The following is a 16006-nucleotide window of genomic DNA, read 5'->3' as shown; positions in this document are numbered from 1 at the left end:
TCGCCGCTGTCCGCCCAGCAGCCGGCGTCAACCTTCTCGAAGCCCCGGGCGACGGTCGCCCCGGCGGGCCGGGAGCCGAGGATGTCGAGCGCCGCAATCTCCTTCACCCGGTCCTCGGTCCCCTCGCAGTCCCTGGCGAGTTCCGCCAACGTGCAGCCGGTGAGCGTGACGGCCGCCAGCGCGGTCGACAGGAGCAGGGATATCGGGCGGGTGGTACCTGTCGGCAGAGGCAAAGCGGGCTCCAGGTGAAGGCCGGGGCGCAGCGAGGAGGCGGCACGCCGGACAAAATAGTCATCCGTGCCCGCTCCGGAGCAGGCACTTGTCCCCTCAGACTCGTCTACAACCTGAAGGGTTGCCGGTTAAGGGCAACAGCCTCGGCCCAGCGCACATCCCGGGGCACCGTGCATGATCCGTAGGCGGGTGCACCTTGTGAACGCCGGTCCACCGACTGCCTATTCGGTTGGTCGTTCGCCGTCCGGACGCCACGCGTGGGGCTCTGCTGTACTTCCGTGTGCGCCACTGTTGATGTCAGCCGCTGATGTCAGACGGCTGCTGTCTGGCGGGGCCCCTTACAGCCACGCGGGACGGCGACGGCAGCCGGGATGGGAGCTGGGGTGAGTGCTGGGTTGAGGAGGAGGATGTCGCCATGGCAGACGAATCGAGACGCCCTCACAGCGAGTTTCGGCAAGGCGAGACGGTCCAAGCAACGATCACTAGTCACGAGCCATGGGGCCTCATGGCAGAGCTCAACGGATACGAGCCCGTGGGCGCCTCGCTGGACACGATTCGCCGCAGTCCGACGACGAGAAGAACCCCGCCCGCGAGGTCATCACCGACTACGCGCAGGCGCACTTCCGGTACTTCCGCACCGCCGACGGCACCGTGTACGCGCAGAGGAACGGCCACCCCGTGGCCCGCCCGATCCGCTCTCAGGACACGACGGGAAGCCACCGGCAGGAACTCATGGTCGGACTGTTCAGGGACGGGCGCGGCGTGTTCAACGGCACCGCCATGAAGGAAGCACTCGACCTGATCGAAGCGTTGGCGCTGACCGAGGACGTGCAGCCCGTGCACATCCGGGTAGCCCCGGGGTTCGACGGGGCGACCTGGCTGGACCTGGGGCGCAGCGACGGGCAGTCCGTGCGTACCCACCCCACCGGCTGGGGCATCGCCATCCCGGACCCGCGCGAGGTGTGCTGGCGGCGCACCCAGCTCACGGGAGAACTGCCCTTGCCGGTCAAGGACACCGACGGCAAGGGCATCGATCTCCTGATGCGGCTGTGCAACTTCGCCACCGCCGAGACCGAGTGCCTGGCCATCGCGTGGCTCATCGGCTGTCTCGGACCGGCAGTGCCCGTGCCTGCCCCGTTCCTCACCGGCCCGCAGGGCGCGGGCAAGTCCACCGGCGGGCGGATGCTCGTGCGGATCATCGAGGGCATGACCGGGGACCTGCGCCGGGCGCCGAAGGATGAGGAGAACCTGATCACGGCGGTGGCGGCCGGTTGGGTCACCGCCCTGGACAACCTTTCCCACATGACCCCGGAGCTGTCCGACGCGATGTGTTGCATCGTGACCGGGGCCGAGAACGTCAAGCGTGCCCTGTTCACCGACGGGGACGTCTTCCGCATCGGTTATCGCCGCCCCCTGCTCCTGACCGGCATCGACGTCGGCGTGATCCGGCCTGACCTCGCCGAACGGCTTCTGCCGCTCCGCCTGGAACGCCCCCGGGTTCGGCGCACCGAGGCGGAACTGTGGTCCGACTTCGCGGAGGTGCTGCCCGTCATTCTCGGCTCTCTCCTGGACCTGACCGTGCAGGTGCGGGCAGCGGAGGCGGACATCCCGACCGACCTGCGCATGGCCGACTTCGCGCACCTGTGCGCGCAGCTTGACGCGGCCACCGGTCTGAGGGCGCTCGCCGCTTACCGGGCCAACCTGGACGACCTCAACGACGACGTCATTGAGGGCGACCTGTTGGCGCAGACCGTGGTCAAGCATGCCGCCAGCATCGACCCGGGCACCGAGCAGCGGATGACGTCTGCCGAATGGCTGCACTGTCTCACGGGCCTTTACACGGGCGAGGACTTCCGTCCCCTGCTAAAGGGTGGCCGACCACGGGCAAGGTGCTCTCAGACCGCCTCAAGCGTCTACAGCCCACCCTCGATGGGCGCGCCGCGAAGCGGCTTCTTCTTTGCTCTCTGAGCCGCGCACCACAACAGACACCACCCCCTCTTTGTCCGAAGTAGAGAGCCGCTGCGTCACCTGCGTCACCCGCACCCCGAAAACGGCCAGTGACCTGCCGGAAGACGGGTGACGCAGACGGCCGATTCCTGCGTCATCGTGCGTCACCTGCGTCACCTGCGTCACCTGCGTCACCCCGATGACGGAGGACTGCGTCACCGGTGACGCACCCCCACCGTGCTGCGTCACCGCGAACCTGCAGGTCAGAGCGGCGAATGACGCAGATGACGCAGAAATCCGCACCTCGGACACACGTGAACTCCCGATCCAGACACCGCCACGACCACGACGGACAGTCCCGGAGGAGACCGTTCCATGAGCATCGCCACCGTGGACATCACACCACTCGCTGAGGCTGGCGACCTGGCCCCCGTTCTGTCGACCGTCGAAGAGGCTGCCCGTTGCCTCCGCATCGGCCGCACGACCTGCTATGCCCTCATCCGCACCGGAGAACTGGAGTCCCTAACGATCGGCGGACTCCGTCGCGTCCCCACCGACGCCCCGGCCGCCTACCTCGCCCGCCGCCGCGCCGAACAGCGCGCCGCCTGACCACCTCACACCGGGACGCCACCTCGCCAGGAGATGGCGTCCCGGGCCGTATCCACACGCCAACCTGAAGGAGTCCGCCCGTGGCGGAAGAGAAGAAGCGCACTCGACAGCCCAACGGCCGCAGCTCCATCTACCTGGGCAAGGACGGCAAGTGGCACGGCCGCGTGACCGTCGGCATCCGCGACGACGGCAAGCCGGACCGCCGCCACGTCGAACGGAAGACCCGCGCCGAGGTGACCGCCGCCGTCCGCGAGCTGGAGCAGCAGCGCGACGCCAAGAGCATCCGGAAGGCGGGCCGACCCTGGACGGTCAAGACCTGGCTTACCCACTGGGTCGAGAACATCGCCCCGCTCGCCGTCAACGAGAACACGATGGTCGGGTACGGCGTCGCCGTGCGAAAGCACCTGACCCCCGCCCTCGGTGCTCACCGGTTGGACAAGCTCAAGCCCGAGTACATCGAGAACTTCTATGGTCGCATGGTGGCCGATGGCCGTAAGGCGGGGACGATCCACCAGATTCACCGCACCTTCCGCGCCGCGCTGAACGAGGCGGTACGACGTGGCCACCTCGCCCGGAACCCCGTCCAGCTCGCCAAGGCGCCCCGCGTGCGAGAAGAGGAGGTAGCGCCGTACACCGTCGAAGAGGTGCAGCGGCTCTTGCGCGCGGCGGACGAACGACGGAACTCCGCGCGCTGGGCTGTGGCCCTCGCCCTCGGACTCCGGCAGGGTGAAGCGCTCGGACTCAAGTGGACAGATGTGGACCTGGAACGGGGCGTCCTGATGGTTCGTCGGAGTCGACGCCGACCGCGCTACGCCCACGGATGCGGCGATACCTGCGGCAGGAAGGCCGGCTACTGCCCACAGAGGCAGCGGACCAACCCGGAGACAGCCGACACGAAGTCCCGTGCGGGACGTCGGGCCGTTGGACTGCCCGCACAGCTTGTCGACCTCCTGCGAACCCACCGGGCCAAGCAGGCGGCCGAACGAGCAGCGGCCGGCAATGACTGGTCCGATGAGGGGTGGCTGTTCTCCACTCCAATGGGTGAGGGCACCTCGCCCCGAACGGACTATGACGACTGGAAGGAACTACTGAGCGACGCGAAAGTACGGGACGGTCGTCTGCACGACGCCCGGCACACCGCCGCCACGGTTTTGCTGATCCCCGGAGTCTCCGAGCGGGCCGTCATGGGGCTCATGGGGTGGTCGACCACGGCCATGGCCGCGCGGTATCAGCACATGGTGGACTCCGTGCGGAACGATGTCGCCCGGCAGGTTGACGGGCTCATCTGAAAGCCGGGCGGAGACGGCCCGGACGATGATGACGATGGCGCCGCCGGGGCCCTCGTGTCGGCCAACTGAGACGGAAACTGAGACGGAAGCGGATGAGGCGCCCGGTCCATCGGACCGTGCGCCTCATCTACCTGCGGTAGCGGAGGGATTTGAACCCTCGGTGACTTGCGCCACACTCGCTTTCGAGGCGAGCTCCTTCGGCCGCTCGGACACGCTACCGAGGGAGACCTTACAGCACACCGGGCCGTGCTTCGAAATCCGTTTCCGTCCCGCCTCCGCGGCCGGGGTTCAGCGGCCGCGGAAGAAGTCGGTCAGCAGCGCGGCGCACTCCTCGGCGAGCACGCCCTCGATCACCTCGGGCCGGTGGTTGAGCCGCCGGTCCCGTACGACGTCCCACAGGGAGCCGGCGGCGCCGGCCTTCTCGTCGCGTGCGCCGTAGACCACCCGGTCCACCCGGGAGAGCACGATCGCTCCGGCGCACATCGTGCACGGCTCCAGCGTCACCACGAGGGTGCAGCCCGACAGCCGCCACTGCCCGGTCTTCGTGGCGGCCCGCCGGATGGCGAGCACCTCCGCGTGGGCGGTCGGGTCGCCGGTGGCCTCCCGCTCGTTGTGGCCGACGCCGAGCACGGTCGTGCCGTCGGCGGACAGCACGACCGCGCCCACGGGCACGTCCCCGCCCGGGACGGCCTGCCCGGCCTCGTCGAGGGCGAGCCGCATCGCGGCCCGCCAAGGGTCGCGCACCGGGTCCGGGGCCCCGGCAGGGTCCGGGCCCCCGGCCGGGGGTGGCGTCTGGCTCGTGTTCGGCATCCCGCTCGTGCCGGGCGGTCCACCCGGGTCCGGCGCGTCCGGCCCGGTCAGCGGACGGTCTCCAGCACCTCCGAGGCGCCCAGGGCCTCGGCGATGGCGTTCAGCGCGTCCTCCGGGTCCAGGATGCGCAGCTCCTTCGCCCCGACCCCCAGGTCGTCGAGGATCTCGCCGTCGCCCAGTGGGCTGTGCGTGATGGCTTCGGCGGACGACGGCTCCTCCTCGTCGTCCTCGGTGGACGACGGTTCGCCGTCCTCCGTGCCGTCGAGGTCGAGGGAGTCCAGGTCGGGGCCGTCGTCGCCGGGCTCCCGGCCGAGCAGTTCGTCGGTGAGCAGGATCTCGCCGTACGAACTACGGGCAGCGGCGGCGGCGTCGGAGACGTAGATACGAGGGTCGTCCTCGCCATCCACGCGCACCACGCCGAACCACGCGTCCTCCTGCTCGATCAGGACGAGCACCGTGTCGTCGTCGGCCGAGGCTTCCCGGGCCAGGTCGGCCAGATCGGCCAGGGTCTCCACATCGTCGAGCTCTGTGTCGCTCGCTTCCCACCCGTCTTCGGTGCGCGCGAGCAGTGCGGCGAAGTACACCGTGACTCTCCCACTGGTCATAGGCGTGCCGGTTGGGGGTCCCCCCGGCGGAGGTTCTGGGCGGGGGAGCTGGGCTCCGAGCCCCACCCACTCGGAATCGTGGCAGAAACAAGGCCTTCAGGGGACGTCTTCGGCTCCCTGTGTCCGGCAGTTTTGATCGCACACCGGTAAAGGACTCACCAGCGCACACGTTGCCGCCACCAGCGGATCGTACGCGGCTTTCCCTCGACGGCCACGCACACCCACCGTCGGAGACGTCCGTGCGGGTGCAGCTCTACTCCTGTGTGTCTTCCGCGCGTGTCTTCCTGTGTGTCCGGCCCTACGCCTTCCCTGAGGTCCTGGCTGGGGTTTTGGCGGGAGCCCTTCGCGCCCCGCGCCCATGGACCGAGTGCTGACCCGGCGCGCGGCGGGGGTCCTGTGTGTCCCGATGGCGCCCGTGTCCGGCGCCCGTATCCCGGTGGCGCCCTACCAGCGGAACGTGCGCATGCGCATGGCGTGCCGCAGCCGGGCGGTCTTGGCGCGGCGGGGCTGGACGCGGTCGCGCAGGGCCCGGGCCTCGGCGAGATCGCGCAGGAACCGGGCCCGGCGGCGGCGCCGTTCGGCTTCGGCGTCCGCCGCCCCGGCCGTCTCCCGGAGGTCCGCCGTCTCCCGCCGCGCGCGCGGCGACGGGTCCTTGTCAGGTTCCCGTTCCCGATCAGGCATCGGCTCACCACCCCAGTCCGTCACTCCCACTTTCCCCCGGATGCCGGGTTTGATGCCACAACTACGCACGCCGGCGGGGGTGCGGCCCGGGCCGCCCGCCGGCGGGACAGCGGGCGGGCGGGCCGAATCGGGGCCCGGTTACTGTTGGCCCATGCGTCTCCACGTCGTCGACCACCCGCTGGTCGCTCACAAGCTCACCACGCTGCGCGACCGCCGCACCGACTCCCCGACCTTCCGCCGGCTCGCCGACGAACTGGTCACCCTCCTCGCCTACGAGGCGACCCGCGACGTGCGCACCGAACAGGTCGACATCAACACGCCGGTCGCTCCGACCACCGGCGTCAAGCTCTCCCACCCGCGGCCCCTGGTGGTGCCGATCCTGCGGGCCGGACTCGGCATGCTGGACGGCATGGTGCGGCTGCTGCCGACCGCCGAGGTGGGCTTCCTCGGCATGATCCGCAACGAGGAGACGCTGCAGGCCTCCACGTACGCCACGCGCATGCCGGAGGACCTCTCCGGCCGCCAGGTCTACGTCCTGGACCCGATGCTCGCCACCGGCGGCACGCTGGTCGCGGCGATCCAGGAGCTGATCAAGCGCGGCGCCGACGACGTGACCGCGGTCGTCCTGCTGGCCGCCCCCGAGGGCGTCGCCGTCATGGAGCGCGACCTGGCGGGCACCCCGGTGACCGTGGTGACGGCCTCGGTCGACGAACGCCTCAACGAGCACGGCTACATCGTCCCGGGCCTCGGAGACGCGGGCGACCGGATGTACGGCGCCGCCGAGTAGTACCGGACCGCCGCCTGACGCCTCTCCAGTCGCCCTGCGCGGCCACCCGCCACCGATCTGGCTGCGAGGAGCCTCAGCAGCCCTTCTCCGGGGCGGCTGCCGCGGACTGGGGGGCGGTCAGGGCGGTCAGGGCCTGATCGGCGACCGCCTGCTGGGTCAGCGCCTTGAAGCCGGTGCCGATGATCAGGTCCACGTCGGTGCCCTTGCGGGTGTCCGCGCGGCTCTCCGCCCCGGCGAGCTGGGTGGCGAGGACGGGCAGCGAGGTGTTCAGCGACGAGGCCGGGCCGAGGAGCAGTCCGGCGCCCTTGATCTTCTTGTCGAACTCCTGGGTCGCGTTGCCCACCTGGCCGATGCGGAAGCCGCGCTTCTTCAGCTCGTCCGCGGTCTGCTTGGCCAGGCCGCCGCGGGGCGTGGCGTTCAGGACGTTGACCGTGATCTGGCCCGGCTTCGGCAGCGTCCGGGCCGCGTTCGTCGCCGACGGGCTCGCCGCGGGCGACGCCTTGGTCGAGCAGTCCCCGTCGGTGCCGGCCGCCGAGGCCTTCCGGCCGCCGGTGAACACGTCGATGAGCTGCCACGTGCCCCAGCCGATCACGCCAAGGACCGCGACGGAGGCGACGGCGAGGAACACGAGCCTGCCGCGCCGCCGGGGCTTGCGCATCCGCGGGTATCTGTTCCCCGTGATCCGGTACTTCCCGCCCATGCCGGGGGGAGTCAGCATGCTCATGGGCGCAGCGTAGTGCGCATGAGCGGTGATTCCTACTAGATGATCATTGGAGCGGCTCAGCAGAACCCGAAAGGTCCAAACCGTCACCGAACGGCGGGTCCGGACGGCTCAACTCCCGGCTCACGACACCGGCTCGGGGTTCCGGCCAAGGGGCCGGGCTCAGGGCCCCGGCTCAACGGCGTGGGCCCGTGGCCCGCATGCTCAGTCCAGCTCCAGCACGCGCGCGTGCAGCACCTGGCGCTGCTGGAGCGCCGCCCGCACCGCGCGGTGGAGGCCGTCCTCCAGATACAGGTCGCCCTGCCACTTCACGACGTGCGCGAAGAGGTCGCCGTAGAAGGTCGAGTCCTCCGCGAGGAGGGTCTCCAGGTCGAGCTGCTGCTTGGTGGTCACGAGCTGATCGAGGCGGACCGGGCGCGGCGCGACGTCCGCCCACTGCCGGGTGCTCTCCCGGCCGTGGTCGGGGTACGGCCGGCCGTTTCCGATGCGCTTGAAGATCACACGGAGAGCCTACCGGCCCAGACCTTCCGGGCGCAGCCCGGCCACTGGAGTGCGGCGCTGGAAATGCCGCAGCAAAACCGGGCGAACCGGGAACGGGGGATTGAGATCAGCGACAGCGGGCCCGTGCCAGGACCGCACGGTGCGGGAGTCCTCGCCCGCGCAGTCCGGGAGTCCCTGCTGTACGGCGCTGTGCGGCCGTTGTGCACAGGCTGTGGACAACGGGTCACGCGGCGCGGGGGACGCGTTCGGCGTGGCCGCGGATGCGGAAGGCGGTGACGATCTCGAAGATGCCGACCACCACCAGCCACCAGCCGCCGAGCACGATGAGCACCGCGACCGACCGGAGCGGGGAGTCGATCAGCACGATGCCGGCGATGAAGGTGAGGATGCCGAGGAAGATCTGCCAGCCGCGCGCGGGCGCGCCGCGGTCGTGGACGGCGGCGATCGTCAGGGTGATGCCGCGGATCAGCCAGCCGATGCCGATCCACAGCGCGAGCAGCAGGATCGACTGCGTGGCGCCGCGGAAGCACAGCAGGCCCAGCAGGATCGACAGGGTGCCGCTGATGAAGGCCAGCACGCGCAGCGAGGTCGTCTTGTGGGTGCCGAACGCGGAGACCAGTTGGAGGACGCCGCTGACCAGCAGGTAGATCCCGAAGAGGATTCCGGCGGCCAGCAGGGAGGCGCCCGGCCAGAGCAGCACCAGGATGCCGAGGATCAGAGCGGCCGCACCGGTGGCGAGGACCGCCTGCCAGGCGGCGTGGGACAGAAGGTGCAGGGACCCTTCCAACGGCGCTTCGTACCGCGGGGGCGGCGATGTCCGCGGCTCCCGTGGGTCACGCATGGCGTGGACGCGGCGATCGTCGTACCCCGGGCCTGCGGGGCCGCTGCTCGGTGGCTCGGTCATGGTCCATGCTGCGATCGGGTGCGCGCGTACCGCCACCCGGGACCGGCCAGTCGGCTGACGTCCGCCGCACGGCCCGTTTCGGCCCCCACCACTCCGGTCACTTCCCGGAGGACTTCGTCCCCTTGCCCGCTTTGGCCGCCTTGGCCGCCGCCTTCAGCTCCTGCTTGTGCGCCCGCACCCTGGCCAGCGACTCGGGTCCGGTGATGTCGGCGACGGACCGGAAGGATTCCGGCTCGCCGTACGCTCCCGCGGCCTCCCGCCACCCCGTGGGCCCCACACCGAGCTGCTTGCCGAGCAGCGCCAGGAAGATCTGCGCCTTCTGCTTGCCGAAACCGGGCAGCTCCTCGAGGCGTCGCAGCAGTTCCCGCCCGCTGTCGACGTCCCGCCAGATGGCCTCGGGGTCGCCGTCGTAGTGTTCGACGAGGTACTGGCACAGCTGCTGGATCCGCTGGGCCATCGATGCCGGGTAGCGGTGCACGGCCGGCTTGTCCGACAGGAGCCGGGCGAAGGTCTCCGGCTCGAAGGCCACGATCTCGTGGGCGTCCAGGTCGTCGGTGCCCATGCGCCTGGCGATCGTCGCCGGCCCGGTGAACGCCCACTCCATCGGGATCTGCTGGTCCAGCAGCATGCCGACCAGCGCGGCGAGCGGACTGCGGCCGAGGAGCGCGTCGGCCTCGGGGTCCTGGGCGAGGTGAAGGGTGACGTCCATGTCCCGATGGTCGCCCGCCGGACGGCGTGACGCAGCCGGAGGACGGCCTTCCCACGGGATCCTCGGTGAGCAAAGCGCCGTCTTCGTCCGTACCCATCCAGAAGCCGGCGAGTTCCAAGACGGAGAAGTGACGTGACCGGACGGCGGGACGAAGGTCGGGACGGCGCTGTGCGTCGTGTACGCGTACGACGGCGACGACTTGGGAAGCTGACGCTGCTCGGCGCGGTACTGGTCCTGCTCCTCCTCGGCGGCGCCGGACCCGCCTCCGCCCACGCCGCCCTGCGGGGCGCGGACCCCGCCGACGGGACCGTCCTCAAGACGGCGTCCGGCACGATCACTCTGGCCTTCACCGAGTCCGTCAGCCTGCTCGACGACTCCTTCCGCCTGTTCGACCCCGAGGGGCGGCGGGTGCGGACGGGCGAGCCGCAGCACGCGCCCGGACGACCGGACACGGCCCAGGTGGCGTTCCCGGAGGGGCTCGGCGAAGGCACGTTCACCGTGGCCTGGCGGGTGGTCTCGGCCGACAGCCACCCCGTCTCCGGTGCCTTCACCTTCTCGGTGGGAAAGCCGTCCCCGACGATGGCCGCGATCGACACCGGCCCGTCCGAGAACCCCACGACCCGCGGCCTCTACGACCTCGCCCGCTATACGGCCTACGGTGCCGCGGCCCTGCTCATCGGCACGGCGGCCTTCGCGCTGCTGTGCCGTCCGCCGCACGCGGGCCCGCTGCGCAAGCCGCTGGTGGCGGGCTGGTGGGCGCTGCTGGCCTCCACGCTCGCCCTGCTGGTGCTTCGGGCGCCCTACGAGACCGGCACCGGTCCGGCGTCGGCCTTCGACCCCGCGGCCGTCTCCCGCACCCTGACCGGCCGCCCCGGTCTGATGCTGCTGGCCCGCCTGGCCCTGCTCGCGCCGACGGCCGTCCTCCTCGTACGGCTGTCCCGGCGCAGGCCGGAGGAGAAGGCCTCACGCGCGACCCTGACGGCGGGTGCCGCGCTGGCCCTCGCCCTGGCGCTGACGTGGGCGGGGTCCGAGCACGCCTCGGCCGGCATTCAGGTTCCGGTGGCGATGACGTCGTCGGTGCTGCATCTGCTGGCGATGGCGGTCTGGCTGGGCGGCCTGACGGCCCTCCTGACCACCCTTCAGCACGTCGCGGCCGACGAGCCGGAGGCGGGGCGCGGCACGTCGGCGCCGGGACCGAAGGCGAAAACAGCAGTCACGGTCGCCTCCGGAGGCAGCGGCGGCGGTACAACGGTCGCGGTCCCGGTCGCCGAGGGGACCAGCGCGGTGGCGCCTTCCGCCGACGGCCCCGCGCTGACCGCGGCGGTGGCGCGCTTCTCCCGGATCGCCTTCGGCGCCGTCACCGTCCTCGTCGTCACCGGGGTCTACCAGTCCTGGCGCGGCCTTGGCTCCTGGACCACGCTCACCGACACGGCGTACGGCCGGTTGCTGCTGGTCAAACTCGTGGTGGTGGCACTGCTGCTGGCCGTGGCAGCCCGTTCCCGGCGCTGGACGGCACGGCTGGTGACGGCGGACGCGGGGCCGGACGTATGCGACGGGAAGGCACCGGCCGTACCCGACGGGAAGGCACGAGCGGAGGACCCCGGGACGAAGGCGTCCGCGCCCGCATCCGCATCCGCACTCGCGCCCTCGCCCGCCCCCGACGCCTGCCGTCGCGCCCTGCGCGGCTCGGTCCTGGCCGAGGTCGCCGTGGGGATCGCGGTCCTGGTCTTCACCACGGTGCTGGCCGGCACCCTGCCGGGCCGCGCGGCCGCCGAGGCGGCCCGGGCCACGCCCGGGGCCGGGGTTCCGGGAGCCTCCGTCACGGTCATCCCGTTCGACGTCGGCACCCCCGGCGGTCACGGCAAGGTGCAGATCACCCTGGAACCGGGTCGCGTGGGCCAGAACGCCGTGGAGGCCGTCGTCTACGGCCCGGACGGCGGCCTGACCATCGTCCCCGAACTGCGCCTGTCCCTGTCCCTGCCCGCACAGAAGATCGGACCCATCGATGCCGGGCTCACCAACAGGGGCGGCTACTGGGGCACCGACTCCCTCAACCTCCCGATCGCCGGCACCTGGACCATGAAGGCGACGGTACGGGTGTCGGAAATCGACCAGGTGAGCGTCGAACGGAAGGTCCAGATCCCGCGCTAGCTGCGGGACGCCGTCCGGTGCGTCGTGCGTGCGGAACGCGGCGGGTCGATACCCGTGACATGCGCCTACGGGGCCGTATTGTCGACGTGCCGCACGCCGAACGGCGGGTCACCGGCCCCTACCCGTCTCTTCATTTGTACGGAAGAGACATCCCATCGCACATATAGAGCTAATCAGGGAATTCCTTCACCCATTTGCCGCGCATCCGGGGAAGTCGGACGGCGTTAGTCGGGACATGACTAAGGCAACCAGGGAAGGGTACTGGGGTCTGTTCGGGGGTCAGGAGCGAGAGGACTCGGTCGCCGCACACGCGGTGGCGCTGGGTCCCTACACCTACCTTCCCGCCCCGGTGCACTCGTCGGCCACTGTCAACGGCACCCTGACCAGGGGAGGTTTTCCGGTCGCTCTCAAGGTGACGGAGCCCCTGCTGCGGGATTTCCTGGACGCGATGAGCACATTGGAAGCCGACCTCGCGCGCCGCTGGCTAGGTCCGGAGAGCCGGTCCCGTCTCTCGGGAGCGGAATAGCCGCCGGTCATGTACGACGAACGTACCGATCATCGTTCCGGCCATTCGACTGACTATTCGGACTATCCCGGTTACCTGAGCCATACGGGTGGATACCAGGGGGCGGGCACCGGCCGGCACCGGGGTCCGGCGGAGTTCTTCACGTCTCCCCTGGAGCCGCCGGACGCGGCCTGGGACCCCGCCGAGGAACTGGCCTTCATGCTCCAGGACGCCATCGAGGAGCACCGGCCGGACGTCCCCGTCGCCCGGGACGAGGCACCGGTCACCGAGCCCGCTCCGAACACCGGCACGCCCCTGGAGAACCTCCAGGCGATCACGGCGGAACTGCCTCCGCTGAAGGAGGTCACCCCACGCCATAGAAAGGTCCGGGAACGCAAGCGTCCGAACGTCCTGCGGACCACCAGTCACGTCATCGCCGCGCTGACCGCGGTGATCGCTTCCTCGGTGAGTTTCTTCGGCGGAATGGTTGCCTACGATCCCCTGCGCGTCGTGGCCGTGGCACGGATGCAGGACGGCATCGCGTCCTGGTGGCCTCTGCTGGTCTACGGTCCCTGGCTGGTCGCCTCGCTGTCCGTGCTGCGGGCCGCGCTCCACCAGCGCCGCGCCGTCCACTCCTGGAGCGTGGTGCTGATCTTCTCGTCCATCGCGATGCTCCTGTGCGTGCTGCAGGCGCCCAGGACGATCGTGGACATCGCCGCGGCCGCCCTGCCGGGCCTGGCCTCCCTGGCCTGCTTCCAGCAGTTCGTACGCCAGATCACCCTGACCCGCCCGCCCCGGCGCACGTCACCCCGCCACCGCCAGCCCCGCACCCCCCACACCGAGACCCCGTCCGTGTCCACCGCCCGCGACACCCGCCGCACCACGACGACGGCGCGACCGGCCGGAGGCACGGCACGCAAGAGGGCCTGAGCCGATCGTTCCCCGGAGCCGGGGCCCCACGGCCGCCACGGACGTGGTCGCGGGGCCACCATGGAGGTGGACGGAGTGTGGCGGACGCGAAGGAGGCCGCCATGGCAGCCGCGCATCTCCCGGCGTCGCCCCTGGTGGTCAGGGCGACCGATGGCCGACGGGCCGAACTGGCACTCACCGGGGACATCGGGGCGGAAGTCCTGCGGCCACTGGAGGAACGACTCGGAGCCCCGTCGCTGAGCGACGCCGACGAGTGGATCGTGGACATGAGCGAGGCCACCCACCTCGACCTCGCGTGCGCCTACGCCCTGCTGCGGGTCGCCACGCGGTGGCCGGCGACCGCGCTCACCATTCGCGGAGCCCGGCGCACCGTGCACCGGACCCTGCGCCACGCGGGGCTCGACACGGCCGCGGTGATGGAGGACTTAGGAGTGGCGGAGGGCTCACAGGACTCGCGGGACTCGCAGGGCTCAGGGGTGGCGGAGGGCCGGTGACGGCGGGGGCAGGATCAGACGGATCCCGAATATTTCGGTGACCGATGTAATCTGAAGTCATGGCTCCGGATACGACGCACAGCCCGTCCCGTCCGCGCTGGCCCGCCGTGCTCACCGCGGAGCGGGCCCGCCCGGAGGGGATCCGGTCACGACCGAACGCCTGGTGGCTGGCCGTGGCCACGGTGTGCGTCGGGGCGTTCATGGGTCAGCTGGACGCGAGCATCGTGACGCTGACCTACGGCAGCCTGCGCACCGAGTTCCACGCCTCGCTCGCCGCGGTCGAATGGGTGTCGCTGGCGTATCTGCTGGCCCTGGTGGCGCTGCTGGTGCCGGCCGGGCGGCTGGCGGACGCGCACGGCCGCAAGTTGCTGTACCTGTACGGGTTCGCCGTCTTCACGCTGGCGTCCGCCGCCTGCGGACTGGCGCCCTCCTTGGCGGCGCTGGTGGGCTTCCGGGTGGTGCAGGCGGCCGGGGCGGCATTGATGCAGGCCAACAGCGTCGCGCTGGTGACCACCAGCGCACCCCGCGGGCGGATGCGCAGCGCGCTCGGCGTGCAGGCCGCCGCACAGGCGCTGGGGCTCGCCCTGGGGCCCACCGTGGGTGGCGCACTGGTGTCCACCCTGGGCTGGCGCTGGGTGTTCTGGGTGAACGTGCCGGTCGGGGTGGTCGCGCTGGTGAGCGGGCACTATCTGCTGCCGCGCACCAGGGCCCGTACGAAGGTCGCGCGCTTCGACTGGGCCGGGCTGGCGCTGCTGGCCGTGGCGACGACCTGCGCGCTGCTCGGCGTGTCCGCGGCCTCCGGTCTGCCGGTGCCCGCCTGGGGCGTGGTGCTGCTGTTCGGCGTCGCGGCTCTGGCCGGCTGGGGCTTTGCCCGCCGTCAGCGGCGGACTGCCGCGCCCTTGCTCGATCTCGCTCTGCTGCGGGTCCGCGCGGTCGCGTTCGGGCTGGTCGGGGCGCTCAGCGGATACCTGGTGCTGTTCGGCCCGCTGGTGCTGGTGCCGGTCGTGCTGACCGCGCGGGGGGCCTCGGAGCTGACCGCGGGACTGGTGCTGACCGCGTTGCCCGCCGGGTTCGCCCTCGGGGCCACCGGTGGCGACCGGCTACTGCCGCGTTCCCTGACCGACCGTGGCCGGTGCCTGACCGGAGCCGGCGTATTCCTCCTCGCCACGGCCGCGCTCCTGGCCGTCCCCCTGACCATCGCCTGGCTGGTGCCGCTGCTGGCCCTGGTCGGCGTCGGGCTGGGGACGTTCACCCCGGCCAACAACGCCCTCATCATGGGCGCGATCCCCGCCCGTTCCTCCGGCACCGGTGGCGGCCTGGTCAACATGACCCGCGGTCTGGGCACCGCCTTGGGCGTGGCGCTGGTCACCCTCGCCCTGCACGTTGCGGCCGACGGCGGAACCGAGGCCGGCGCCCGGTGGTCCGCGTCGATTCTGGTGGCGGTGTCGGCCGTCGCCGTCGTCTCGGCCTGGCTGGGGCCGGACCGGGGCGACCACCGCCGGTCCCTTCCGGGACTCGGGGCGTGAGAACGGTGGACAACCCGGCGGCAGTACGAGCAGGAGGGCGTGCACGGGGCCCCGGCTACCCTTGCCGCATGTCCGCGCAGCCCCGCTCCGAGCCTCCCCTGCCCGGCCCCGCCACCGAGGCGCCGGACGCCCGGCTGCTCACCGAGGCCGTCACCCGTCTGCGCCGCGCCCTGCGGGCCTCGATCCGCACCGACTATCCGTGGGAGAAGCTGCCCATGGCCCAGGTCGAGCTGCTCCAGGTGCTCGGTGAGCACTCGCCCGCCCGGATCAGCGATCTCGCGGCCCGCCAGCGACTCGCGCCGAGCACCGTCAGCGGACTGATCGGCCAGATGATCACTACGGGCCTGGTCGCGCGCGAGGTCGACTCCGCCGACCGCCGCGCCTCCGTTGTCACTCTCACCGACGCCGGACGGGACCAGCTCGCCGCGTGGACCACCGCCCACGAACGCCGGATGGATGCCGCACTGGCCGCCCTGGACGACGCCGATCGGGCCGCCGTCGCCGCCGCCCTGCCCGCCCTCTTCCAACTTGCCGAAAAACTTGGTCAGTTGGACGACGGCGGGACCGCGGGCTGATACGACGAGGGCTCCCACCGGAATCCGGTCG

The 16006-nt window shown here is 71.3% G+C and carries 15 protein-coding genes, 1 tRNA gene and 3 pseudogenes; 10 read left to right on the top strand and 9 right to left on the bottom strand.

Annotated features, from left to right (window positions below; all coding sequences use genetic code 11):
* Positions 1 to 233, bottom strand: a pseudogene (locus ABZ818_RS25880) (hypothetical protein); the annotation flags it as partial.
* A 520-nt stretch (positions 234 to 753) separates the two neighbouring features.
* Here ABZ818_RS25880 and ABZ818_RS25875 point away from each other — a divergent pair.
* From ABZ818_RS25875 to ABZ818_RS25865, 3 genes and pseudogenes are all read left to right on the top strand, one after another.
* Positions 754 to 2189, top strand: a pseudogene (locus ABZ818_RS25875) (ATP-binding protein); the annotation flags it as partial.
* 364 nt (positions 2190 to 2553) lie between these two features.
* On the top strand, positions 2554 to 2787 hold the full coding sequence (locus ABZ818_RS25870; protein ID WP_361419114.1) for a helix-turn-helix domain-containing protein: 234 nt from the start codon (positions 2554 to 2556) through the stop codon (positions 2785 to 2787).
* Positions 2788 to 2867: 80 nt separating this feature from the next.
* Positions 2868 to 4073: pseudogene (locus tag ABZ818_RS25865) on the top strand (site-specific integrase); the annotation flags it as partial.
* A gap of 137 nt (positions 4074 to 4210) precedes the next feature.
* On the opposite strand, the gene ABZ818_RS25860 reads toward ABZ818_RS25865, so the two are convergent.
* The 4 genes from ABZ818_RS25860 to ABZ818_RS25845 all read right to left on the bottom strand — a co-directional run bounded on the left by ABZ818_RS25860 (position 4211) and on the right by ABZ818_RS25845 (position 6172).
* A tRNA-Ser gene (locus ABZ818_RS25860) sits at positions 4211 to 4295 on the bottom strand.
* 69 nt (positions 4296 to 4364) lie between these two features.
* Positions 4365 to 4886, bottom strand: coding sequence for a tRNA adenosine(34) deaminase TadA (gene tadA, locus ABZ818_RS25855; RefSeq protein WP_361419111.1), 522 nt, complete (start codon positions 4884 to 4886; stop codon positions 4365 to 4367).
* A 47-nt stretch (positions 4887 to 4933) separates the two neighbouring features.
* Positions 4934 to 5470, bottom strand: a complete 537-nt coding sequence (locus ABZ818_RS25850) for a hypothetical protein (RefSeq protein WP_361419126.1) — start codon at positions 5468 to 5470, stop codon at positions 4934 to 4936.
* A gap of 465 nt (positions 5471 to 5935) precedes the next feature.
* Positions 5936 to 6172, bottom strand: coding sequence for a hypothetical protein (locus ABZ818_RS25845; protein ID WP_361419108.1), 237 nt, complete (start codon positions 6170 to 6172; stop codon positions 5936 to 5938).
* A 151-nt stretch (positions 6173 to 6323) separates the two neighbouring features.
* Between ABZ818_RS25845 and upp the strand changes: the two genes are divergently transcribed.
* Entirely contained in the window at positions 6324 to 6959 is a 636-nt protein-coding gene (upp, locus tag ABZ818_RS25840) for a uracil phosphoribosyltransferase (RefSeq protein WP_361419105.1), read from the top strand.
* Positions 6960 to 7032: 73 nt separating this feature from the next.
* Here upp and ABZ818_RS25835 read toward each other — a convergent pair whose 3' ends face one another.
* From ABZ818_RS25835 to ABZ818_RS25820, 4 genes are all read right to left on the bottom strand, one after another.
* A complete protein-coding gene (locus ABZ818_RS25835) occupies positions 7033 to 7659 on the bottom strand; it encodes a LytR C-terminal domain-containing protein (protein WP_361419123.1) in 627 nt (208 codons plus the stop codon).
* A gap of 225 nt (positions 7660 to 7884) precedes the next feature.
* On the bottom strand, positions 7885 to 8181 hold the full coding sequence (locus ABZ818_RS25830; protein WP_004943146.1) for a type II toxin-antitoxin system VapB family antitoxin: 297 nt from the start codon (positions 8179 to 8181) through the stop codon (positions 7885 to 7887).
* Between the two features lie 223 nt (positions 8182 to 8404).
* Positions 8405 to 9085 carry an HdeD family acid-resistance protein gene (locus ABZ818_RS25825; protein ID WP_361419102.1) on the bottom strand — a complete coding sequence of 227 codons (681 nt, stop codon included), beginning with the start codon at positions 9083 to 9085 and terminating at the stop codon, positions 8405 to 8407.
* 97 nt (positions 9086 to 9182) lie between these two features.
* On the bottom strand, positions 9183 to 9794 hold the full coding sequence (locus tag ABZ818_RS25820) for an HhH-GPD-type base excision DNA repair protein (protein WP_361419099.1): 612 nt from the start codon (positions 9792 to 9794) through the stop codon (positions 9183 to 9185).
* 168 nt (positions 9795 to 9962) lie between these two features.
* On the opposite strand from ABZ818_RS25820, the gene ABZ818_RS25815 reads away from it, so the two are divergent.
* From ABZ818_RS25815 to ABZ818_RS25790, 6 genes are all read left to right on the top strand, one after another.
* Positions 9963 to 11945, top strand: a complete 1983-nt coding sequence (locus ABZ818_RS25815; RefSeq protein ID WP_361419096.1) for a copper resistance protein CopC — start codon at positions 9963 to 9965, stop codon at positions 11943 to 11945.
* Between the two features lie 235 nt (positions 11946 to 12180).
* Positions 12181 to 12471 carry a hypothetical protein gene (locus tag ABZ818_RS25810; protein WP_361419094.1) on the top strand — a complete coding sequence of 97 codons (291 nt, stop codon included), beginning with the start codon at positions 12181 to 12183 and terminating at the stop codon, positions 12469 to 12471.
* A gap of 9 nt (positions 12472 to 12480) precedes the next feature.
* Entirely contained in the window at positions 12481 to 13380 is a 900-nt protein-coding gene (locus tag ABZ818_RS25805; RefSeq protein WP_361419091.1) for a DUF2637 domain-containing protein, read from the top strand.
* 101 nt (positions 13381 to 13481) lie between these two features.
* Positions 13482 to 13874, top strand: coding sequence for an STAS domain-containing protein (locus ABZ818_RS25800; RefSeq protein ID WP_361419088.1), 393 nt, complete (start codon positions 13482 to 13484; stop codon positions 13872 to 13874).
* 59 nt (positions 13875 to 13933) lie between these two features.
* The gene (locus ABZ818_RS25795) at positions 13934 to 15400 is read left to right on the top strand and encodes an MFS transporter (protein ID WP_361419085.1); all 1467 of its coding nucleotides are present in this window, start codon (positions 13934 to 13936) and stop codon (positions 15398 to 15400) included.
* A gap of 68 nt (positions 15401 to 15468) precedes the next feature.
* Positions 15469 to 15975: a MarR family transcriptional regulator gene (locus ABZ818_RS25790; protein ID WP_361419082.1), complete on the top strand. Its 507-nt coding sequence runs from the start codon at positions 15469 to 15471 to the stop codon at positions 15973 to 15975.
* The last annotated feature ends 31 nt before the right edge of the window (positions 15976 to 16006 follow it).

Origin of the sequence: Streptomyces sp. NPDC047453 (assembly GCF_040643155.1) — a bacterium.
Classification (GTDB): domain Bacteria; phylum Actinomycetota; class Actinomycetes; order Streptomycetales; family Streptomycetaceae; genus Streptomyces.
The sequence above is the reverse complement of the archived record's forward strand: the minus strand, read 5'-3'. Positions and strand labels throughout refer to the sequence as shown.